The following is a 22,766-nucleotide window of genomic DNA, read 5'->3' on the forward strand; positions in this document are numbered from 1 at the left end:
ATGTCACCACATGGTTACATGACTGGTTACACAGCAGCGCTCTGGGACAACTGCCCCAGCGCACTGGCCATGCTCGGCGCCAGCGGCAGGCGCGGGATCAATACAGCCTGCCAGGCGTGATACAGGTCAGGTTTACCGGCCCAGATATCGGCGCTCGGGCGATTCAGCGGATCGAGCTCGTGATGCCAGCTGCCATCGCAGCGGTCGATGAAATGACTGTCACAGAATTCCCAGAACAGTCGGTACCAACGCTCGTACTGCTCATCACCGGTGCGTTTTAGCAGCGCACTGGCGGCGGCGCTGGCTTCGCAATGAGTCCAGTGCAAACGATGACGAACCACCGCGCGATTGTCCCAGTCGAGGGTGTAGACAATGCCCGGCGCACCGTCGACGTCCCAGCCGTGACGGCAATTGTGTTCGAAGAGTTTTTGCGCATCGGTGGCCAACCAGCCCGGCGTGAGCATCCCGGCCTGTACCCGCGCCGCTTCAAGGTGCAGTAACAACCGCGCCCATTCGAAACCATGACCCGGCGTGGTGCCGTAAGGGCGGAAACCGTCGGCCGGATTGTCGTGGTTGTAGTCGCGCAGCGGCTGCCAGTCGCGGTCGAAATGCTCGACCACCAGGTAATCGTTGGCGGCGGCGTGTTCGTGAATGACACGCTCGACGATGCGCTGCGCGCGAATCAGCCAGCGGTGGTCCTCGGTGACATCGGCCAGGGCGAGGAAAGCTTCGGTGGCGTGCATGTTGCTGTTGGCGCCGCGATAGGCTTCCTCGCAACTGAAGTCGCGGTTGAAGGACTCATGCATGGCGCCCTCCTCCTCGCTCCAGAAATGGCTGTCGATGATGTGGATCGCATCATCGAGCAAGGCTTGTGCACCGGGACGCTGGGCAACCACCGCAGAACTCGCGGCCAACGCCACGAAGGCATGCAGGTAAGCGGCTTTGCCGGTATTGCCATCGCGGTGTTCGGGCGTGGCGAACCAGCCACCGTGTTCGGCGTCACGCAGCGGCCCGCTGAGGGCTTTGATGCCGTGATCCACCAGCTCGGCGAACCCCGGCAAACCCTGGATGTGGGCCATGGCGAAGCTGTGGGTCATGCGCGCGGTGTTCATGGTTTCGGCTTGCGCGTTGACCGCCAGGCGCCCCTTTTCATCAAGGTTGCCGAAACCTTCGGGAAGCTTTGAAGCCCTGGCAAATGCCAACAGGCGCAGGCCTTCGGCGGCGAGCCACTGCTGATGGGCAGGCGCGTTCAGCCAACTGCTGAAGGCGGGTTGGAAGGTGTCCATGCGATACCTTTTTTTGTTGTTATGACTGGGACCAGTCTAAACAACGGTCGGTGGCGGGCAGGTAACGAAGGGGGCGGCTTTTGTCACCAAGTTGTGACATTCACCCTGATTTTGAAGTGAGTGGTTACTTGTGGTGAGGGGGCTTGCCCCCGTTGGACTGCGCAGCAGTCCCTCTTTCAGGGCCGCTCCGCGCCCCAACGGGGGCAAGCCCCCTCACCACAGGGTCGCTTTCAATCCATTGGTCGCGGCAACTGCAACGTCACGCGCAACCCGCCTTCACGCAGGTTTTGCAGGCTGACTTCACCGCCATGGCTATGGGCGATGTTGCGGGCAATCCCCAGCCCCAAGCCATAACCCTGTTGCTGCCCGGCCAGGCGGAAGTGCGGCTCGAACACTTGCTCCAGCCGCTGCTCCGGCACACCCGGACCTTCGTCGTCGACATGCAGGACGAACGCGCTCTCGTCGTCATCGATGTGCAGATGCGCGTTCTGCCCGTACTTCAAAGCGTTGTCGATCAGGTTGCCGATGCAGCGCTTGAGCGCCAGTGGCTTGCCGGGATACGGCGCCAGCGCCCGCCCCTGCTGAGTCACGCGGCCATTGCCGTTAGGCGCCAGATACGGTTCCACCAGGCAGTCGAGCACGTGGTTGAGGTCCACCGGCTCGATGTTTTCGTGGATGTCGGTGTCTTTCACGCATTGCAGCGCGCCTTTGACCAGCAACTCCAGCTCATCCAGGTCACGTCCGAACTTGGCTTGCAGCTTTTCGTCTTCAAGCAATTCAACCCGCAGTCGCAGCCGAGTGATCGGTGTGCGCAAGTCATGGGAAATCGCGCTGAACAACTGGCTGCGCTCGGTCAGGTAACGGCTGATGCGTTCACGCATCGCATTGAACGCGCGACCGACTTCCACCACTTCACTGCCGCCCCCCTGAGCGACCGGTTCGACGTCGGCGCCCAGGGACATGTCCCGCGCCGCCCGCGCCAATCGCTTGAGCGGTCGGCTCTGCCAGTGCACCAGCAGGCCGATGAACAGGAGCAAGAAGCCGCTGGTGAGTACGATGAACCAGACTTGCTGTGCCGGCAGGCCTTGCTCTTCGAGACTGGTGTAGGGCTCGGGCAACAGCGAAGCGATGTACAGCCATTCCCCCGGCGCCATCTGGATTTGCGTGACCAGTACCGGTGGATTCACTGGCTCCAGGGTCAACGCGTAGTGCGCCCAGGAGCGTGGCAATTCATCGAGTTTCAGCCCGCTATTGAAGATCCGCAGGTCTTCGGGGCTGACGAACGTCACCGAAATATCCGCGTCCTGGCCCAGCGACTGGCGCAGCACCTCGTCCACCGCTTTGAGCACCGCTTCTTTGCGCGGCGTGATCGGCAGCACTTCCATGCCTAAGGGTTTGTCGTTGAGGGTCACCACGAACCGGGTGCCGCCCATGCTGCGCAACTGGTCGAGCACCAGCGGCCTGAACGCCACCGGCAACGAGCGGAAATAACTGACGCTGGCCGTCATCGAATGGGCCAGGCTGCGGGCGCTGGTGACCAGGCCTTCGAGTTGGGTAGCACGCAGTTGCGAAACCCAGATCACGCTCGACAGCGTCTGGGCAAACAGCACCGCCAACAGGGTCAGCAGCAACATGCGCCCGAGCAGCGAGCGCGGCACCGGCACGCGCCCGGCGAGCTTGCGCAGGAACTCAGTGACCATTGCCGGCAACCACGTTGGCTGCCAATTGGTAGCCGCTGCCACGCACGGTCCGGATCAGCCGCGGCGGCTTTTCGGTGTCGCGCAGACGCTGGCGCAAACGGCTGACCGCCATGTCGACGATGCGATCGAGCGGCATCAGGTCACGGCCACGGGTGGCGTTGCCGATGGTGTCGCGGTCGAGGATTTCCTGGGGGTGATCGAGGAACAGTTTCAGCAGGGCGAAATCGGCGCCGGAGAGAATCACTTCCTCGCCGTCGGTATGGAACAGCCGATGGCTGACCATGTCCAGCCGCCAGTCGTCGAAGGCCAGCACTTCACCGCCGGAACGCTCCTGACCGAACTGCGCGCGACGCAACAAGGCTTTGATCCGCGCCTGCAATTCACGGGGGCTGAAGGGTTTGCCGAGGTAGTCGTCGGCGCCCAGTTCCAGGCCGATGACGCGGTCGGCCTCATCGGAACTGGCGGTGAGCATGATGATCGGCACGTGGGCCTGGCGCGGGTGCTGGCGGATCCAGCGGCAGAGGCTGAAACCATCTTCGTCCGGCAGCATCACGTCGAGGATCACCAGATCGCTCGGCGCCTCGTTCAGCGCCTGACGAAAGCCTGCGCCATCGGGCGTGGTGCGGACCTGGAAACCGGCACGGGTCAGGTAGGTGTCCAGCAACTCGCGTATCTCTTGATCGTCATCGACCAACAAAATCGACTTGTTGACTGAGCTCACGGGGCGGCGTCCTTGTTGTTTGTGTTAGGGAGGATTATGCCTGATCGATCATGGATCTATGTTGTCTGTTCCGGCCTCTTCGCGGGCAAGCCTCGCTCCTACAGGGTTCGTGACATTCCTTGTAGGAGCGAGGCTTGCCCGCGAATGAGGTGACGCGGTCTCAGGCCTGCTCCAGCGCCACACCCGCGCCAACAAGGCCGGAATACGGCGCTGTCACCAGCCACACCGGAATGCCCTTGAAGTAATCGCTCATGCAACCCTTGTCGGCAAAGCACCGGGCGAAACCGCTTTTAACGAAAAAGTCGGCAAACCGTGGAATCACTCCACCAACGATGTACACACCACCCCGTGCACCGGTGGTCAGCACATTGTTGCCGGCCACGCGGCCGAGCCAGCAGCAGAACTGCTCGAGCACTTCCAGGGCAATCGGATCACCCGCCAGCCCGGCCGCCGTGATCGCCTCAGGCGTGTCGAGCACAGGCGTGTGGCCATCCACCGCGCAGATCGCCCGGTACACTCGCGGCAAACCACTGCCGCTCAATGCCGTTTCAGCGCTGACATGGCCGATCTCGTTGTAGATGTGTTGCCACAGTTGGGTTTCCCGCGGGCTGCTCAGCGGCAGATCGACGTGACCACCCTCCCCCGGCAACGCGGCAAAACGGCCCTCGCCCAGATCGAGCAACGTGCCTACGCCCAAGCCTGTGCCCGGGCCGATTACCACCGCCGGCCGCAACGGCTCCGGCGTGCCTTCGCAGACCACCCGGAACTCGCCCGGCTGCAAGCGGGTCATGCCCAGCGCCATGGCCGAAAAATCGTTGACCAGTAGCAGTTGATCCACCTGCAAGGTCTTGCAGAAACCCTTGCGACTGAGCCGCCAGTGATTGTTGGTGAACTTGAATTCATCACCGCTCACAGGGCCGGCCACCGACAGGCACACCGAACCGATCGAACCCGGCGCCAGGCCGAGCCCGTTCAGGTACAGCGCAATCGCTTCTTCCGGGCTGGCGTGGTCTGCCGTCGCCAGCACCTGGACCGATTCCAGCTGCTGGTTTTTCCACAACGCGAAACGTGCGTTGGTCCCACCGATGTCACCGACCAAAGCCAGTTTCAATTAAGCGTCTCCAGGGCAGAAGTAAAGGCGCTGGCGCCTTGCTCTGCGGAGCTGAAGGCCATGCGCATGAAACCAAACAGTTCGCGACCGGTGCCAATGTTGTTGCCCAACAGGCCTTTGGCCGGCTCGCGTGCTGCGAATTCTTCGGCGTCCACCTTAAGCTCCAGGGTGCCTTTGACGCCATCGACGCGGATGATATCGCCCTCACGCACCCGTGCCAAAGCGCCGCCCACATAAGCTTCGGGGCTGACGTGGATCGCCGCCGGGATTTTCCCCGAGGCGCCGGACATGCGCCCGTCAGTCACCAACGCAACTTTGAAGCCACGGTCCTGCAACACACCGAGGAACGGCGTCATCTTGTGCAGTTCCGGCATGCCGTTGGAGCGCGGGCCCTGGAAGCGCATTACCGCGACAAAATCCTTCTCCAGCAAACCGGCCTTGAACGCATCGGCCAGGTCCTGTTGATCCTGGAACACCATGGCCGGGGCTTCGACGACCTGGTTTTCCAGGGCGACTGCCGAGACCTTCATCACGCCACGACCGAGATTGCCTTCCATCACCCGCAAACCGCCTTCTGGCGAGAATGCACGAGCCACTGGGCGCAGGATGTTTTCGTCGAGGCTTTCGATCGGGCCTTCGCGCCAGACCAACTCGCCGTTATCGAGGAACGGCTCCTGGGTGTAGCGGCTCAGGCCGTGGCCGAGCACGGTGTTGACGTTTTCGTGGAGCAGGCCGGCTTCCAGCAGTTCACGGATCAGGAACGACATGCCGCCCGCCGCCTGGAAGTGGTTGATGTCGGCTTTGCCGTTCGGGTACACGTGGCTCAGGGTCGGCACCACCTCGGAGAGGTCGGCCATGTCCTGCCAGGTCAACTGGATGCCCGCAGCCATGGCGATGGCCGGCATGTGCAAGGTGTGGTTGGTCGAGCCGCCGGTGGCGTGCAGGGCCACGATGGAGTTGACCAGCGAACGCTCGTCGACGATTTCGCCGATCGGCAGGAAGTTGCCATTCTGCTTGGTCAGGCGCGTGACCTGATGCGCCGCTTCGCGGGTCAGGGCATCGCGCAACGGGGTGTTCGGGTTGACGAACGAGGCGCCCGGCAAGTGCAGGCCCATGACTTCCATCAGCAACTGGTTGGTGTTGGCGGTGCCGTAGAACGTGCAGGTGCCAGGGCTGTGGTAGGACTTCATCTCCGATTCCAGCAGCTCTTCGCGGGTCGCCTTGCCTTCGGCGTAGCGCTGACGCACATCGGCTTTCTGCTTGTTGGAGATGCCCGACACCATCGGCCCGCCCGGCACGAAAATCATCGGCAGATGACCGAAGCGCAACGCGCCCATCATCAGGCCCGGCACGATCTTGTCGCAGATGCCGAGCATCAGCGCGCCATCGAACATGTTGTGGGACAGCGCCACGGCGGTGGACAACGCGATCACTTCACGGCTCGGCAGGCTCAGTTCCATGCCCGGTTCGCCCTGGGTCACGCCATCGCACATGGCCGGGGTGCCACCGGCGAACTGGCCGACGGAGCCGATTTCGCGCAGGGCTTTTTTGATCTGTTCAGGAAAGACTTCGTACGGCTGGTGCGCCGAGAGCATGTCGTTATATGACGAAACAATTGCGATGTTGGCGGAGTTCATCATCCGCAGGCTGTGCTTGTCGTCGCTGCCACATCCGGCCACGCCGTGGGCGAAGTTGGCGCATTGCAGCTTGCCGCGCATCGGGCCGTCACTGGCGGCGCCACGGATCAATGCAAGGTAAGCCTCACGCGTGGCGCGGCTGCGGGCGATAAGCCGTTCGGTGACCTCAAGGACGCGGGGATGCATGTGTAGAACTCCAGGCTAACGGATGTGGCGACCTGATTGTCTATGCTGATCAAACGCCGTTGTGATCGGGATGACAGACGGCTTTCTTGATCATTCGGACCAGTTGATTCAGGTCACTCGTTGTAGATAAAACAAAATATTGCCACTAAAAAGGCTTGTTTTCTATTTTTTTGCGAATAATCTTGTAATTCCAACAACAAAACGACGGCGGCGCTGTAAATGACTCTTCGAATCGCAATCAATGGTTTTGGCCGTATCGGCCGTAATGTCCTGCGCGCACTGTATACCCAAGGCTATCGTCAGGATCTGCAGATCGTGGCAATCAACGACCTGGGCGACAGTTCGATGAATGCTCACCTCCTGAAATACGACACCGTTCACGGCACATTCGATGCCGATGTCCAGCACGATCAGGAAAGCCTGACCGTCAACGGCGACCGTATTTCGGTCAGCGCCATTCGCAACCCGGCCGAACTGCCCTGGGCCGCGGAGAAGGTCGACGTCGTGTTCGAATGCACCGGTCTGTTCACCGACCGTGCCAAAGCCGCCGCCCATATTACGGCCGGCGCACGCAAAGTGATTATCTCGGCCCCGGCCAAAGGCGCCGACGCCACTGTGGTTTATGGGGTTAACCACGACATTCTGCGCCAGTCGCACCAGATCATCTCCAACGCCTCGTGCACCACCAACTGCCTGGCCCCGGTGGCCCAGGTGCTGCACCGCGAGCTGGGCATCGAAAGCGGTCTGATGACCACCATCCATGCCTACACCAACGACCAGAACCTGACCGACGTCTACCACACCGACCCGTACCGCGCCCGTTCCGCCACCCAGAACATGATCCCGAGCAAGACCGGCGCCGCTGAAGCGGTAGGCCTGGTGCTGCCAGAACTGGCGGGCAAACTGACCGGCATGGCGGTGCGTGTTCCGGTGATCAACGTGTCGCTGGTGGACCTGACCGTGCAGCTCAAGCGCGAAGCGTCGGCCGATGAAGTGAATGCGCTGCTCAAACAAGCCAGCCAACACTCGAAGATTCTCGGCTACAACGCCCTGCCGCTGGTATCCAGCGACTTCAACCACAACCCACTGTCGTCGATCTTCGACGCCAACCACACCAAGTCCAGCGGCAAGCTGCTCAAAGTGCTGGCCTGGTACGACAACGAGTGGGGCTTCTCCAACCGCATGCTCGATAACTGCCTGGCACTCTGCAACGCCGAGTAAACCGTGGAGCAGCAACCGATGATCGGTATCAGCTTTACGCAAAAGACCATGGCAGCGCGCAAGCGTATCGCCCTGGTCGCCCATGACCATTGCAAAGTGTTTTTGCTGGACTGGGCCGAGCGGCAGAAAGACAAACTCGCGCAGCATGAACTGGTCGCCACCGGCACCACGGGGTTGTTGTTGCAACAACGCCTCGGCCTGCCGGTGGAAAGCATGATCAGCGGGCCGCTGGGCGGCGACCAGCAACTCGGCGCGCAAATCGCCGAGCAGCGCGTCGACATGCTGGTGTTCTTCTGGGACCCGTTCGAACCGCAACCCCACGACCCGGACATCAAGGCGTTGCTGCGGGTCGCGGCGGTGTGGAACATCCCCGTGGCCTGCAACGAATGCAGCGCCGACTACCTGCTCAGCAGCCCGTTGATGGATCAGGCTCACGAACACCGCATCCCGGATTACGCGACCTATCTGCAGGGGCGTGGGTAAAGCGCTGGCATAAATCCTCTGTGACAACAGGCTCGCTCCCACGGGAATGCATATCCCCGTAGGAGCGAGGCTTGCCCGCGAAGGTCGCAACACGGTCAACGACTTCGCGGGCAAGTCGGAGCGCCGCACCGCTCTCTCTACAGGATTTCATCTGGCCGAGCCGTCTTTTTGAACTATGCTCGGGCTCTCGCTCCGGAGGGCCTTCGATGACTGATTTACTCACGTCCATTCAAGCCGCACTCGGCTTGCCTCACACCCCAATCCCGTTCACTTCGAGCGGCGCCCTGCCCTCGGCATTTGCCGTGACCGATCTGGCCTGCGCCAGCATTGCTGCCGCCGGCCAGGCCGCCAGCGAACGGCTGCATCAACAAACCGGTCGCTTGCCCAGCCTTGAAGTCGACCGCCGCCTGGCGTCGTTCTGGTTCGCCACCTCGATCCGCCCCGTGGGCTGGAGCGTCCCGCCGTTGTGGGATCCGGTCGCCGGCGACTACGCGACCAAGGACGGCTGGATCCGCCTGCACACCAACGCGCCCCATCACCGCGCCGCTGCTGAGTCAGTGCTCGGCGCCTGTGCCGACCGCACAGCGATGGCGAGCAAAGTGGCTCAGTGGGCGAAAAGCGATCTGGAACAAGCAGTGGTCGAGGCCGGTGGTTGCGCCGCCGAGATGCGCAGCTGGAAGCAATGGCAAGCTCACCCCCAAGGCCAAGCCGTGAACGCCGAGCCGTTGATTCAGTTCAACGTCGGTGGCAGCCCAACCGCCAAACCGTGGCAAGGCTCGGTGGCGCAACCGTTGGCCGGGATCAAGGTGCTGGACCTCACGCGAGTGCTCGCCGGCCCGATCGCCAGCCGCTTCCTCGCCGGGCTCGGCGCCGACGTGCTGCGCATCGACCCACCGACCTGGAACGAACCGGGCGTGGTGCCGGAAGTCACCCTGGGCAAACGCTGTGCGCGCCTGGATCTGCACGACAAAGCCGATCGCGCGGTGTTCGAAAGCCTGCTCAAGGACGCCGACATCCTGCTCCACGGCTACCGCGCCGATGCTTTGGAACGCCTGGGTTACGGCACCGCCCAACGCCAGGCACTGGCCCCCGGCCTGATCGATGTTTGCCTCAACGCTTACGGCTGGAGCGGCCCCTGGCAAAACCGCCGCGGCTTCGACAGCCTGGTGCAGATGAGCAGCGGGATTGCCGACGCGGGCATGCACTGGAAGAAGGCGGATAAACCGACACCGCTGCCGGTCCAGGCCCTTGATCACGCCACCGGGTATTTGATGGCGGCCAGTGCAATCAAGCTATTGGGGCACGGTGGCTCTGCGCGGCTGTCGCTGGCACGGACGGCGAAGCTGTTGATCGAACATGGCGCCGGAACCAACGAGCCGTTGCGCGCAGAGGATGACCACGATCAAGGGATGTTGATTGAGCAAACGCCGTGGGGACCGGCCCATCGGTTACAGGTGCCGTTGAAGATCACCGGGACACCACTGCAATGGGCGCTGCCGGCCGGGGAACTGGGCGCCCATCGCGCGCAGTGGTGGTGATCACCAGATAGCTTTCGCGGGCAAGCCCGCTCCCACAGGTATAGCGTGATCCTGTGGGAGCGTGGCTTGCCCGCGATGAGGCCAGAACAGTCACTGCAAACACTGTCACGTAGTTATTTTTAACTAAACAGATAAAACGAAATAACGATTATTCATTAATTCCAGTACCGCGCACCTGATAAATCAAATCTGTCATATAAACAGTTATCAGAAAATTGGCGAAACCGCAGAAACACACTAATTTCAAAGCCCAAGCAATACCGCTTACGCCCACCTGACTTGCCCCCCTCTGAACAGGGCTTCCCCGGTAATACCGCTATGTCCGAGAAAGATACATAAGTCTTTCATTAACAATGGAATGTGCCCATGCACTGATCTATGTCAGCTGATTGAACAGCCAGCAGAACTACTCTGTTGTCTCTCTTCTCCTGCACTGGAGTCATGCTATGTCTGAATCCCCCGGAAAACTGAAACTCGGTGCGCTCGTTGCTTTAGTGGTCGGTTCAATGATTGGTGGCGGAATCTTCTCTTTGCCCCAGAACATGGCCGCCAGTGCGGATGTCGGTGCTGTTCTTATTGGTTGGGTAATCACCGCAGTGGGCATGTTGACCCTCGCTTTCGTCTTCCAGACCCTGGCCAATCGCAAGCCTGAGCTGGATGGCGGTGTTTATGCCTACGCCAAGGCCGGTTTCGGCGACTACATGGGTTTCTCGTCGGCCTGGGGATACTGGATCAGTGCCTGGCTGGGCAATGTGGGTTACTTCGTTCTCTTGTTTAGCACCCTCGGCTACTTCTTCCCCATTTTTGGGGAGGGAAATACCGTGGCTTCGGTAATCGGCGCCTCGCTGCTGCTTTGGGCGGTGCACTTTCTGGTTTTACGGGGAATCAAGGAAGCGGCGTTCATCAACCTGGTAACCACCGTCGCCAAGGTCGTACCGCTGCTGCTGTTCGTGTTGATCGCCTTGTTCGCGTTCAAACTGGAGATCTTCACCGCCGACATCTGGGGCATCAAAAACCCTGACCTGGGCAGTGTGATGAACCAGGTGCGCAACATGATGCTGGTCACCGTGTGGGTGTTCATCGGCATCGAAGGCGCGAGCATTTTCTCGGCCCGTGCCGAAGTACGCAGCGACGTGGGTAAAGCCACCGTCATCGGCTTCATCACCGTGCTGTTGTTCCTGATGCTGGTGAACGTGTTGTCCCTGGGGATCATGACCCAACCTGCGCTGGCGAAACTGCAGAACCCGTCGATGGCCGCGGTGCTGGAACATGTGGTTGGTCATTGGGGCGCGGTGCTGATCAGCGTCGGCCTGATCATTTCCTTGCTCGGGGCGTTGCTGTCATGGGTGTTGCTGTGCGCGGAGATCATGTTCGCTGCCGCCAAGGACCACACCATGCCGGCGTTTTTGCGCCGTGAAAACGCCAACCTTGTACCGGCCAACGCGCTGTGGCTGACCAACGCGATGGTGCAGCTGTTTCTGATCATCACACTGTTTTCGGCCAGCACTTACCTGTCGCTGATCTACCTCGCTACCTCGATGATCCTGGTGCCCTATCTGTGGTCGGCGGCCTATGCCCTGCTGCTGGCAGTGCGCGGTGAGAGCTATGAAAACGCTGTGGCCGAGCGCAGCAAAGACCTGGTCATCGGTGGCATCGCACTGATCTACGCGATCTGGCTGCTGTACGCCGGCGGCGTCAAATACCTGCTGCTCTCCGCCCTGCTGTATGCCCCCGGCGCGATCCTGTTCGCCAAGGCCAAACTTGAAGTCGACAAACCGGTTTTCACTAACGTCGAGAAGCTGATTTTCGCCGCCGTCGTCGTAGGCGCCCTGGTGGCGGCCTATGGGCTGTATGCCGGCTTTCTGACCCTTTAGCACTGTAATGAAAAGCAGCACCTGAATGTTTTGATCTGGAGGAACACGGTAATGACCACGGAAAAAGTTAAGTACGGCGTCCATTCCGAAGCCGGCAAACTGCGCAAAGTCATGGTTTGCTCCCCCGGCCTGGCCCACCAGCGGCTGACCCCGAACAACTGCGACGAACTGCTGTTCGATGATGTGCTGTGGGTCGCCCAAGCCAAACGCGACCACTTCGACTTCGTCACCAAAATGCGCGAGCGTGGTGTCGACGTGCTGGAAATGCACAACCTGCTGACCGACATCGTCGCGATGCCTGAAGCGCTGGACTGGATTCTGGAGCGCAAGATCACCGCCAATTCGGTCGGTCTCGGCCTGGTCCATGAAGTGGGGGCCTGGCTACGTAGCCTGGAGCCACGCAAGATCGCCGAATTCCTCATCGGCGGGGTTTCCGCCGATGACCTGCCGGACAGTTTCGGTGGCAAGACCATTCAGATGTTCCGCGACTTCCTCGGTCATTCCAGCTTCATTCTGCCGCCGCTGCCCAACACCCAGTTCACCCGCGACACCACCTGCTGGATCTATGGCGGCGTGACCCTGAACCCGATGCACTGGCCGGCGCGTCGTCAGGAAACCTTGCTGGCCACCGCCATCTACAAATTCCACCCGCAGTTCACCAACGCCGACTTCCAGATCTGGTACGGCGACCCCGACCAGGACCACGGCAACGCTACCCTTGAGGGCGGTGACGTGATGCCGATCGGCAACGGCGTGGTATTGATCGGCATGGGCGAGCGCTCGTCCCGCCAGGCCATCGGCCAATTGGCGGTCAACCTGTTCAAGAACAAAGCCGTGGAACGAGTCATCGTCGCCGGCCTGCCGAAATCCCGCGCGGCGATGCACCTGGACACCGTGTTCAGCTTCTGCGACCGCGACCTGGTGACGATTTTCCCGGAAGTGGTGAAGCAGATCGTCGCCTTCAGCCTGCGCCCCGATGAAAGCAAACCGGGCGGCATCGACGTGCGCCGTGAAGAAACCAGCTTCCTCGACACCGTGGCCAAGGCCCTCAACCTCAAGGCGCTGCGCGTTGTCGAAACCGGCGGTAACGCCTTTGCCGCCGAACGCGAGCAATGGGACGACGGCAACAACGTGGTGGCGGTGGAGCCAGGCGTGGTCATCGGCTACGACCGCAACACCTACACCAACACCCTGCTGCGCAAGGCCGGCGTCGAGGTCATCACCATCAGCGCCAGTGAGCTCGGGCGCGGGCGTGGCGGTGGCCACTGCATGACCTGCCCGATCATTCGCGACCCTATCGATTATTAACTTTCGAGCCTTGGCCGATGCTTATCCAGCACGGCCGAGGGGATAACCGAAACCCAAGGAGATCCAATCATGGCTTTCAATATGCGCAACCGCAGCCTGCTCTCGCTGATGCACCACACCACTCGCGAGCTGCACTACCTGCTGGACCTGTCCCGCGACCTCAAGCGCGCAAAATACACCGGCACCGAGCGTCCGCACCTGCAAGGCAAGAACATCGCGCTGATCTTCGAAAAAACCTCGACCCGCACCCGGTGCGCCTTCGAAGTCGCGGCCCATGACCAGGGCGCCCACGTCACCTACATCGACCCGGTGTCGTCGCAGATCGGCCACAAGGAAAGCATGAAGGACACCGCCCGCGTGCTGGGGCGGATGTTCGACGCCATCGAGTACCGTGGTTTCGAACAGGAAATCGTCGAAGAGCTGGCCAAGTTCGCCGGCGTACCGGTATTCAACGGCCTGACCGCTGAATTCCACCCGACGCAAATGATCGCCGACACCCTGACCATGCGCGAACACAGCGACAAACCGCTGCACGACATCAGCTACGCCTACCTGGGCGATGCGCGCTACAACATGGGTAATTCGTTGCTGATGATCGGCGCCAAACTCGGCATGGACGTGCGCATCGCCGCACCGAAAGCGCTGTGGCCGCATCAGGACTTCATCGATCAGTGCAAAGCCTTCGCCGAAGAGAGCGGTGCGCGCATCACCATCACCGAAGACCCGAAAGCCGCGGTCAAGGGCGTGGACTTCATCCACACTGACATCTGGGTGTCGATGGGTGAGCCGGTGGAAGCGTGGGACGAGCGCATCGAGCAACTGCTGCCGTACCAGGTCAACGCCGACATGATGAAGGCCTCGGGCAACCCGCGCGTGAAGTTCATGCACTGCCTGCCGGCGTTCCACAACAGCGAAACCAAGGTCGGCAAGGACATCGCCGCACGCTATCCGCACCTGGCCAACGGCGTCGAAGTGACTGAAGAAGTCTTCGAATCGCCGGCCAACATCGCCTTCGAGCAAGCGGAGAACCGTATGCACACCATCAAGGCTATTCTGGTGTCGGCGCTGGCGGATATCTGAGGCTGCACACTGGTTTGTAATCATCCACTGAACCCGTAGGAGCGAGGCTTGCCCGCGAAGAGACCCTCAAGACCGCTAAAAGCTTCGCGGGCAAGCCTCGCTCCTACAGGGCTCACCGAACTGATGATCGCGGAGCGTCCCGAGCGGCATTCCCACGGGGCTCACCGAATTCTGAAAGGATCTGCACTATGCGTATCGTCATTGCTCTGGGCGGTAACGCCCTGCTCCGCCGGGGTGAGCCCATGACCGCGGACAACCAGCGCGCGAACATCCGGATCGCCACCGAACAGATCGCCAAGATTCATCCCGGCAACCAACTGGTGATCGCCCACGGCAATGGTCCGCAGATCGGCCTGTTGTCGCTGCAAGCGGCGGCCTACAGCCAGGTTTCGCCTTACCCGCTGGACGTACTCGGCGCCGAAACCGACGGCATGATCGGCTACATCATCGAACAGGAACTGGGCAACCTGCTGGACTTCGAAGTGCCCTTCGCCACCCTGCTGACCCAGGTCGAAGTCGACCCCAACGACCCGGCGTTCCAGGCCCCCAGCAAACCGATCGGCCCGGTTTATTCCAAGGCCGACGCCGAGAAACTCGCCGCCGAGAAAGGCTGGGCCATCGCCCCGGACGGCGACAAGTTCCGGCGCGTGGTCGCCAGCCCGAAACCCAAACGTATCTTCGAAATCCGCCCGATCAAGTGGCTGCTGGAAAAAGGCAGCATCGTGATCTGCGCCGGTGGTGGCGGCATCCCGACGATTTACGACGCCAACGGAAAACTGCAGGGTGTGGAAGCGGTGATCGACAAAGACCTGTGCTCGGCGTTGCTGGCCGAACAGTTGGAAAGTGATCTATTGGTGATCGCCACTGACGTCAATGCGGCCTTTATCGATTTCGGCAAGCCCACCCAGAAAGCCATCGCCCAGGCTCACCCCGATGAAATGGACAAACTCGGCTTCGCCGCCGGCTCCATGGGACCAAAGGTCCAGGCGGCTTGCGAGTTCGCCCGCCATACTGGGAAAGTCGCGGTAATCGGTTCACTCTCGGACATCGAAGCGATCATCCAGGGCAAAGCCGGCACCCGTATCAGCACAGCGACGCCTGGCATCAGTTATCAATAGAAAGAAACGCAGGGGGGGCAGGCGTGAGGTCTGCCCTGATTCAATGCCTTTGAAGGAGAGACGCCAATGGCTACGTTCGAACCCGGACACCTGCACATCGAGCGCCATGCGCTGAACAAGGACGATTACAGCTACAACCTGCACATCGAATACAAAATTGCTCAGGATCCCAAGGAAGGCCAAGGCATGCTCTTCACGCTGCGTGGTTCGGTCGAGGGCAAGGAGCTGAATGAAGCGTTTTATCTGCCCAAGGACCAGGCCTTCGACTTTGCCCGCCACGCCACGCGCATCGCGCAAAAGTACGGCATGCCCAAGACCGCCAACATCGGCGCCATGCACAAGTACTACGACGAAATGTTTGAAGACGTGCGGGCCCAACTCGACATCAAATCCGGCGACCCGGTCAAACCTGAACACCTGGGATAAAACGGTGAACGCTGAACCTGTGGGAGCGGGGCTTGCCCGCTCCCACAGGAGATCATCGTTGTCATGAAGTCCTGTACAGGATTTCACCATTGGCCCGCCCCAAGGCATACTTGCCACCCTCCGCACTCCAGAACCAAACCGCCCCATGCGCATCCACGTCAGTTTCATCGACCGCGTCGGTATCACCCAGGAAGTCCTGGCCCTGCTCGGTGGGCGCAATCTCAATCTGGATGCGGTGGAAATGGTGCCACCCAACGTCTACATCGACGCCCCGACCTTGAGCCCGGCCGTGCTCGAAGAGCTGCGCGATGCGCTGTTCAACGTGCGTGGTGTACAAGCGGTGACGGTGGTCGACATCCTTCCCGGCCAACGCCGTCACTTGCAGCTCGATGCGCTACTCGCCGCCATGACCGACCCGGTGCTGGCCCTGGACAGCGCCGGCAAGGTGCTGCTGGCCAACCCGGCACTGATTGCCCTGTACGGTCGCGAACCGGCGGGTGAAAGCATCAGCGAGCTGTTTGCCGACCCGGTGCTGCTCGACACATTGCTGGAAAACGGCTTCCGCCTGCCGCTGCGCGAGATCACCGTCAACGGTCAAACCCTGCTGCTGGATGCCACGCCGATCACCGACGCCGGCGCCCTGCTGACCCTGTATCAACCGAACCGCATCGGTGAACGCCTCTCGGCGCTGCACCACGATCACGCTGAAGGTTTCGATGCGCTGCTCGGCGAATCCCCGGCGATTCGTACGCTCAAGGCCCGCGCCCAGCGCGTCGCAGCCCTCGATGCACCGTTGCTGATCCAGGGTGAAACCGGCACCGGCAAAGAACTGGTGGCCCGCGCCTGCCACGCCATCAGCGCCCGCCACAGTTCGCCGTTCCTGGCCTTGAACTGCGCGGCATTGCCGGAAAACCTCGCCGAAAGCGAACTGTTCGGCTACGCCCCCGGCGCTTTCACCGGGGCGCAACGGGGCGGCAAGCCGGGGCTGATGGAACTGGCCAACCAGGGCACGGTATTTCTCGACGAGATCGGTGAAATGTCGCCGTATTTGCAGGCGAAACTGCTGCGCTTTCTCAACGACGGCAGCTTCCGTCGGGTTGGCGGCGATCGCGAAGTGAAGGTCAACGTGCGGATCCTCAGCGCGACCCATCGCGACCTGGAAAAAATGGTCAGCGAAGGCACTTTCCGCGAAGACCTGTTCTATCGCCTCAACGTGCTGAATGTCGAAGTCCCGCCCCTGCGCGAGCGCGGCCAGGACATTTTGCTGCTGGCGCGTTACTTCATGCAGCAGGCCTGCGCGCAGATCCAGCGCCCGGTCTGTCGCCTGGCCCCCGGCACTTACCCGGCGCTGCTGGGCAATCGCTGGCCAGGCAACGTACGGCAATTGCAGAACGTGATCTTCCGCGCCGCGGCGATTTGCGAAAGCAGCCTGGTGGACATCGGCGACCTCGACATCGCCGGCACCTCTGTGGCGCGCCAGAGCGACATTGAGGTCGACAGCCTCGAACAGGCCATGGAAGCGTTCGAGAAGGACCTGCTGGAAAAGCTCTACGTCAGCTACCCCTCGACCCGCCAACTGGCCAGCCGCCTGCAAACCTCCCACACCGCGATTGCCCATCGGTTGCGCAAGTACGGGATTCCCAACAAGCCCCTGTAGAAGCGCAATGCCGTTCACTTAAGGAAGTATTGAGTCAGAGAGACCTGTGGCGAGGGAGCTTGCTCCCGCTTGAGTGCGCAGCACTCACAAAAATCGGCAATGGTTGTCAGATTTTTGGGGCCGCTACGCAGCCCAGCGCGAGCAAGCTCGCTCGCCACAAAAGGTAGGCATGACTGAAGAGTGTGTTTAAGTGAACAGCATTACTGTAGGAGCGAGGCTTGCCCGCGAAGAGGCCATCAAGACCGCTAAAAGCTTCGCGGGCAAGCCTCGCTCCTACATAAAAGGTTTCTTCAGGGATTACCGGGAAAAACCCATTAAAAGCGACCTCCATCTGTACTGAAAGCGCTACAGTGGAATGATATCAATACACCCCATCCTGATCACCGCTGTCCAAGGCTTTGATCCACCTAGGCTTTTTTCTTTGCTTCAGGCTGTAGCGATTTCGCTACAGCTGCAGAAATATAACGGCTTACGAAAACTTATAAGTTATTGTTTTTAAACATAAAAATAACATTGGCCGCCTTTTTGCTTAGTAACCTCCTATAAAGCAGGGTTTTTGCCCCTGCATTCCATCGCGTCCACCAGACGAGTCTGGCCCCCTTAGGAGTTTCCATGAGCGAGTTGCGTTTTACTGAAGATCACGAATGGCTGCGCACCGAAGCTGACGGCACCGTTACGGTCGGCATCACCGCTTTCGCACAGAACGCACTGGGCGACGTGGTTTTCGTACAACTGCCTGAGCTGCAGTCCTACGACAAAGGCGCAGAAGCCGCCACCGTGGAGTCGGTAAAAGCTGCCAGCGGCGTGTACATGCCTCTGGACGGAGAAGTGGTCGAGACCAACCCGGCCCTCGATAGCAGCCCTGAACTGGTCAACGAAGATCCGCTGGGCGAAGGCTGGTTCTTCCGCTTCAAGCCAACCGACGCCTCGGCTGTCGGCCAACTGCTGGATCAAGACGCTTACGACCGTCTGATTGCCCAAGCCTGAGGAGCGCCGACATGACTCAAGTCAATCTGACGACCGCCAACGAATTCATCACCCGCCACATCGGCCCGCGTGCAGGCGACGAGCAAGCCATGCTCAACAGCCTCGGGTTCGACTCCCTGGAAGCCCTGAGCGCCAGCGTGATTCCCGACAGTATCAAAGGCACCAGCATCCTCGGCCTTGAAGACGGCCTGAGCGAAGCCGATGCCCTGGCGTTGATCAAATCCATCGCCGGTAAAAACCAGCTGTTCAAGACTTACATCGGTCAGGGCTACTACGGCACTCACACGCCGTCGCCAATCCTGCGCAACCTGCTGGAAAACCCGGCCTGGTACACCGCCTACACCCCGTACCAACCGGAAATTTCCCAGGGTCGTCTCGAAGCGCTGCTGAACTTCCAGACCCTGATCAGCGACCTGACCGGCCTGCCGATCGCCAACGCCTCGCTGCTGGACGAAGCCACCGCTGCCGCCGAAGCGATGACCTTCTGCAAACGCCTGAGCAAGAACAAAGGCAGCCACGCCTTCTTCGCCTCCGTTCATTGCCACCCGCAAACCCTCGACGTTTTGCGCACCCGTGCCGAGCCTTTGGGCATCGACGTTGTGGTGGGCGACGAGCGTGAACTGACCGACGTGACGCCGTTCTTCGGCGCCTTGTTGCAATACCCGGCCAGCAACGGTGACGTGTTCGACTACCGCGAACTGACCGAGCGCTTCCACGCGGCGAATGCGCTGGTCGCGGTCGCTGCTGACCTGCTGGCCCTGACCGTGCTGACCCCGCCGGGCGAGTTCGGCGCCGACGTGGCCATCGGCAGCGCGCAACGCTTCGGTGTTCCGCTGGGCTTCGGTGGCCCGCACGCGGCGTACTTCTCCACCAAGGATGCGTTCAAGCGCGACATGCCGGGCCGTCTGGTCGGCGTTTCCGTGGACCGTTTCGGCAAGCCGGCCCTGCGCCTGGCCATGCAGACCCGCGAGCAACACATCCGTCGCGAGAAAGCCACCAGCAACATCTGCACCGCCCAGGTGCTGTTGGCCAACATCGCCAGCATGTACGCCGTGTACCACGGCCCGAAAGGCCTGACGCAGATCGCCAATCGCATTCATCACCTGACCGCGATCCTCGCCAAAGGCTTGAGCGCACTGGGCCTGAGCGTCGAGCAAGCCAGCTTCTTCGACACCTTGACGATCAAAACCGGCGCGCAAACAGCTGCCCTGCACGAAAAGTCTCATGCGCAGAAGATCAACCTGCGCGTGGTCGATGCTGAGCGTCTGGGTCTGTCCCTCGACGAAACCAGCAGCCAGGCTGACGTCGAAACCCTGTGGAACCTGCTGGCCGACGGCAAGGCACTGCCGGACTTCGCTGCCCTCGCCGCCTCGGTCCAAAGCACCCTCCCGGCCGCACTGGTTCGCCAATCGCCAATCCTCAGCCACCCGGTGTTCAACCGTTATCACTCCGAAACCGAGCTGATGCGCTACCTGCGCAAACTGGCGGACAAGGACCTGGCCCTGGATCGCACCATGATCCCGCTGGGTTCCTGCACCATGAAACTCAACGCCGCCAGCGAAATGATCCCGGTGACCTGGGCTGAATTCGGTGCCCTGCACCCGTTCGCTCCGGCCGAGCAAAGCGCCGGCTATCAGCAACTGACCGATGAACTGGAAGCGATGCTCTGCGCCGCCACCGGTTACGACTCGATCTCCCTGCAACCGAACGCCGGTTCCCAGGGTGAATACGCCGGTCTGTTGGCGATCCGTGCCTACCACCAGAGCCGTGGCGAAGACCGTCGCGACATCTGCCTGATCCCGTCGTCCGCCCACGGCACCAACCCGGCCACCGCCAACATGGCCGGCATGCGTGTGGTTGTGACCGCGTGCGATGCCCGCGGCAACGTCGACATCGAAGACCTGCGTGCCAAGGCCATCGAGCATCGCGAACACCTCGCCGCACTGATGATCACCTACCCGTCGACCCACGGTGTGTTCGAAGAAGGCATCCGCGAAATCTGCGGCATCATTCACGACAACGGCGGCCAGGTGTATATCGATGGCGCGAACATGAACGCCATGGTCGGCCTCTGCGCACCGGGCAAGTTCGGCGGCGACGTATCGCACCTGAACCTGCACAAAACCTTCTGCATCCCACACGGCGGTGGCGGCCCAGGCGTCGGCCCGATTGGCGTCAAGTCGCACCTGACGCCGTTCCTGCCGGGCCACGCCCAGATGGAACGCAAGGAAGGCGCGGTCTGCGCGGCACCGTTCGGCAGCGCGAGCATTCTGCCGATCACCTGGATGTACATTCGTATGATGGGTGGCGCCGGCCTCAAGCGCGCTTCGCAATTGGCGATCCTGAATGCCAACTACATTTCCCGTCGCCTCGAAGAGCACTATCCAGTGCTGTACACCGGCAGCAACGGTCTGGTGGCGCACGAATGCATCCTCGACCTGCGTCCGCTGAAAGACAGCAGCGGCATCAGCGTCGATGACGTGGCCAAGCGCCTGATCGACTTCGGCTTCCACGCCCCGACCATGTCGTTCCCGGTGGCCGGCACGTTGATGATCGAGCCGACCGAGAGCGAATCCAAGGAAGAACTGGACCGCTTCTGCGACGCCATGATCCGCATCCGCGAAGAAATCCGCGCGGTGGAAAACGGCACGCTGGACAAGGATGACAACCCGCTGAAAAACGCCCCGCACACCGCTGCGGAAATCGTCGGCGAGTGGACTCATCCGTACAGCCGCGAGCAAGCCGTTTACCCGGTAGCGTCGCTGATCGAAGCCAAGTACTGGCCACCGGTCGGTCGCGTCGACAACGTGTTTGGCGATCGCAACCTGGTCTGCGCCTGCCCGTCGATCGAAAGCTACGCTTGATCTAAGGGGGGCGAGTTGCTCGCCCCCCTCAAGAACACCGCACTCTCTGTAGGAGCGAGGCTTGCCCGCGAAGGCGATTTCATATTCAGCATTGATGGTGGCTGATACAACGCCTTCGCGGGCAAGCCTCGCTCCTACGGTTTCATCTAACGCCTATAACAAGAAAACCGGAGAACAACCATGTCGTTAAGCGTGTTCGACCTGTTCAAAATTGGTATCGGCCCCTCCAGCTCCCACACCGTCGGCCCGATGCGTGCCGCTGCGCGCTTCGCCGAAGGTCTGCGCCGTGAAGGGCTGCTATCGGCAACTACCTGCGTCAAAATCGAGCTCTACGGCTCGCTCGGCGCCACCGGCAAAGGCCACGGCAGTGACAAGGCCGTATTGCTGGGCCTGGAAGGCGAACACCCGGACACCGTGGACACCGAAACCGTCACCGCCCGCCTGCAAGAGATTCGCAGCAGCGGTCGCTTGAACCTGCTCGGTGAACACAGCATCGCGTTCAACGAGAAAGAACACCTGGCAATGATTCGAAAACCGTTGGCCTATCACCCCAACGGCATGATCTTTCGCGCATTCGACGCGGCCGGCCTGCAAGTGCGCAGCCGCGAGTATTACTCGGTCGGTGGCGGGTTCGTGGTCGATGAAGACGCGGCCGGCGCCGACCGCATCGTTGAAGACGCCACGCCGCTGACCTTCCCGTTCAAAAGCGCCAAGGACTTGCTTGGTCACTGCAGCACCTACGGTTTATCGATCAGTCAGGTGATGCTGACCAACGAAAGCGCCTGGCGCCCGGAAGCGGAAACCCGCGCCGGACTGCTGAAGATCTGGCAAGTGATGCAAGACTGCGTCGCCGCCGGTTGCCGCAACGAAGGCATCCTGCCCGGTGGGCTGAAGGTCAAACGGCGGGCGGCGGCGCTGCATCGGCAACTGTGCAAAAACCCGGAATCGTCGCTGCGCGATCCACTGTCGGTACTGGACTGGGTCAACCTGTACGCCCTGGCGGTCAATGAAGAAAACGCCAACGGCGGACGCGTGGTCACTGCGCCCACCAATGGTGCAGCCGGCATCATCCCGGCGGTGCTGCATTACTACATGCGCTTCATCCCCGGAGCCAACGAAGACGGCGTGGTGCGTTTTCTACTGACGGCCGCTGCAATCGGCATTCTGTACAAGGAAAACGCCTCGATCTCCGGCGCCGAAGTCGGCTGTCAGGGTGAAGTCGGCGTTGCCTGTTCCATGGCGGCCGGCGCCTTGTGCGAAGTGCTCGGCGGTACGGTGCAGCAGGTGGAAAACGCGGCCGAAATCGGCATGGAACACAACCTCGGCCTGACCTGCGACCCGATTGGCGGACTGGTGCAAGTGCCTTGCATCGAGCGCAACGCCATGGGGTCGGTCAAGGCCATCAATGCGGTGCGCATGGCCCTGCGTGGCGACGGTCAGCACTTCGTCTCCCTCGACAAGGTCATCCGCACCATGCGCCAGACCGGCGCCGACATGAAAAGCAAATACAAGGAAACCGCCCGTGGCGGTTTGGCGGTCAACATTATCGAGTGCTGATGCGCGCATCTG

Annotated in this window: 18 protein-coding genes; 13 read left to right on the forward strand and 5 right to left on the reverse strand. The window is 61.2% G+C overall.

The features are described from left to right. Positions 1–26: 26 nt before the first annotated feature. The 5 genes from AC07VO_RS16450 to edd form a co-directional block, all read right to left on the reverse strand. Positions 27–1,286, reverse strand: a complete 1,260-nt coding sequence (locus AC07VO_RS16450; RefSeq protein ID WP_495007614.1) for a D-mannose isomerase — start codon at positions 1,284–1,286, stop codon at positions 27–29. A 230-nt stretch (positions 1,287–1,516) separates the two neighbouring features. Next, entirely contained in the window at positions 1,517–2,986 is a 1,470-nt protein-coding gene (locus tag AC07VO_RS16455; protein ID WP_018926473.1) for an ATP-binding protein, read from the reverse strand. After that, entirely contained in the window at positions 2,976–3,707 is a 732-nt protein-coding gene (locus AC07VO_RS16460; protein WP_007934711.1) for a response regulator, read from the reverse strand. The genes AC07VO_RS16455 and AC07VO_RS16460 overlap by 11 nt, the downstream gene beginning before the upstream one ends. A 160-nt stretch (positions 3,708–3,867) precedes the next feature. Then, entirely contained in the window at positions 3,868–4,818 is a 951-nt protein-coding gene (locus tag AC07VO_RS16465; protein ID WP_086944506.1) for a glucokinase, read from the reverse strand. Next, positions 4,815–6,641 carry a phosphogluconate dehydratase gene (gene edd, locus AC07VO_RS16470; RefSeq protein WP_018926475.1) on the reverse strand — a complete coding sequence of 609 codons (1,827 nt, stop codon included), beginning with the start codon at positions 6,639–6,641 and terminating at the stop codon, positions 4,815–4,817. The genes AC07VO_RS16465 and edd overlap by 4 nt, the downstream gene beginning before the upstream one ends. A gap of 219 nt (positions 6,642–6,860) precedes the next feature. Between edd and gap the strand changes: the two genes are divergently transcribed. The 13 genes from gap to AC07VO_RS16535 all read left to right on the forward strand — a co-directional run bounded on the left by gap (position 6,861) and on the right by AC07VO_RS16535 (position 22,754). After that, the gene (gap, locus tag AC07VO_RS16475; protein WP_007934706.1) at positions 6,861–7,862 is read left to right on the forward strand and encodes a type I glyceraldehyde-3-phosphate dehydrogenase; all 1,002 of its coding nucleotides are present in this window, start codon (positions 6,861–6,863) and stop codon (positions 7,860–7,862) included. Between the two features lie 18 nt (positions 7,863–7,880). Continuing rightward, the gene (locus AC07VO_RS16480) at positions 7,881–8,345 is read left to right on the forward strand and encodes a methylglyoxal synthase (RefSeq protein WP_349746590.1); all 465 of its coding nucleotides are present in this window, start codon (positions 7,881–7,883) and stop codon (positions 8,343–8,345) included. Between the two features lie 206 nt (positions 8,346–8,551). Further along, positions 8,552–9,883: a CoA transferase gene (locus tag AC07VO_RS16485; RefSeq protein ID WP_495007615.1), complete on the forward strand. Its 1,332-nt coding sequence runs from the start codon at positions 8,552–8,554 to the stop codon at positions 9,881–9,883. 446 nt (positions 9,884–10,329) lie between these two features. After that, entirely contained in the window at positions 10,330–11,757 is a 1,428-nt protein-coding gene (arcD, locus tag AC07VO_RS16490; RefSeq protein ID WP_018926479.1) for an arginine-ornithine antiporter, read from the forward strand. Between the two features lie 51 nt (positions 11,758–11,808). Beyond that, the gene (gene arcA / locus AC07VO_RS16495) at positions 11,809–13,065 is read left to right on the forward strand and encodes an arginine deiminase (protein ID WP_111454761.1); all 1,257 of its coding nucleotides are present in this window, start codon (positions 11,809–11,811) and stop codon (positions 13,063–13,065) included. Between the two features lie 69 nt (positions 13,066–13,134). Beyond that, positions 13,135–14,145, forward strand: a complete 1,011-nt coding sequence (locus AC07VO_RS16500; protein ID WP_018926481.1) for an ornithine carbamoyltransferase — start codon at positions 13,135–13,137, stop codon at positions 14,143–14,145. 188 nt (positions 14,146–14,333) lie between these two features. Then, on the forward strand, positions 14,334–15,263 hold the full coding sequence (gene arcC, locus AC07VO_RS16505) for a carbamate kinase (protein WP_018926482.1): 930 nt from the start codon (positions 14,334–14,336) through the stop codon (positions 15,261–15,263). Between the two features lie 66 nt (positions 15,264–15,329). Further along, positions 15,330–15,689 carry a DUF5064 family protein gene (locus AC07VO_RS16510; RefSeq protein ID WP_086944502.1) on the forward strand — a complete coding sequence of 120 codons (360 nt, stop codon included), beginning with the start codon at positions 15,330–15,332 and terminating at the stop codon, positions 15,687–15,689. Positions 15,690–15,834: 145 nt separating this feature from the next. Beyond that, the gene (gene gcsR / locus AC07VO_RS16515; RefSeq protein ID WP_258613223.1) at positions 15,835–17,346 is read left to right on the forward strand and encodes a transcriptional regulator GcsR; all 1,512 of its coding nucleotides are present in this window, start codon (positions 15,835–15,837) and stop codon (positions 17,344–17,346) included. Between the two features lie 190 nt (positions 17,347–17,536). Further along, the gene (locus tag AC07VO_RS16520; protein ID WP_018926485.1) at positions 17,537–17,686 is read left to right on the forward strand and encodes a hypothetical protein; all 150 of its coding nucleotides are present in this window, start codon (positions 17,537–17,539) and stop codon (positions 17,684–17,686) included. Positions 17,687–17,958: 272 nt separating this feature from the next. Next, a complete protein-coding gene (gene gcvH / locus AC07VO_RS16525; protein WP_018926486.1) occupies positions 17,959–18,333 on the forward strand; it encodes a glycine cleavage system protein GcvH in 375 nt (124 codons plus the stop codon). 11 nt (positions 18,334–18,344) lie between these two features. Then, entirely contained in the window at positions 18,345–21,197 is a 2,853-nt protein-coding gene (gene gcvP, locus AC07VO_RS16530) for an aminomethyl-transferring glycine dehydrogenase (protein ID WP_495007616.1), read from the forward strand. A 180-nt stretch (positions 21,198–21,377) separates the two neighbouring features. Beyond that, positions 21,378–22,754, forward strand: coding sequence for an L-serine ammonia-lyase (locus tag AC07VO_RS16535; RefSeq protein WP_495007617.1), 1,377 nt, complete (start codon positions 21,378–21,380; stop codon positions 22,752–22,754). Positions 22,755–22,766: the final 12 nt, after the last annotated feature.

The sequence above is a fragment of the Pseudomonas sp. GW821-FHT03E01 genome (assembly GCF_059420765.1).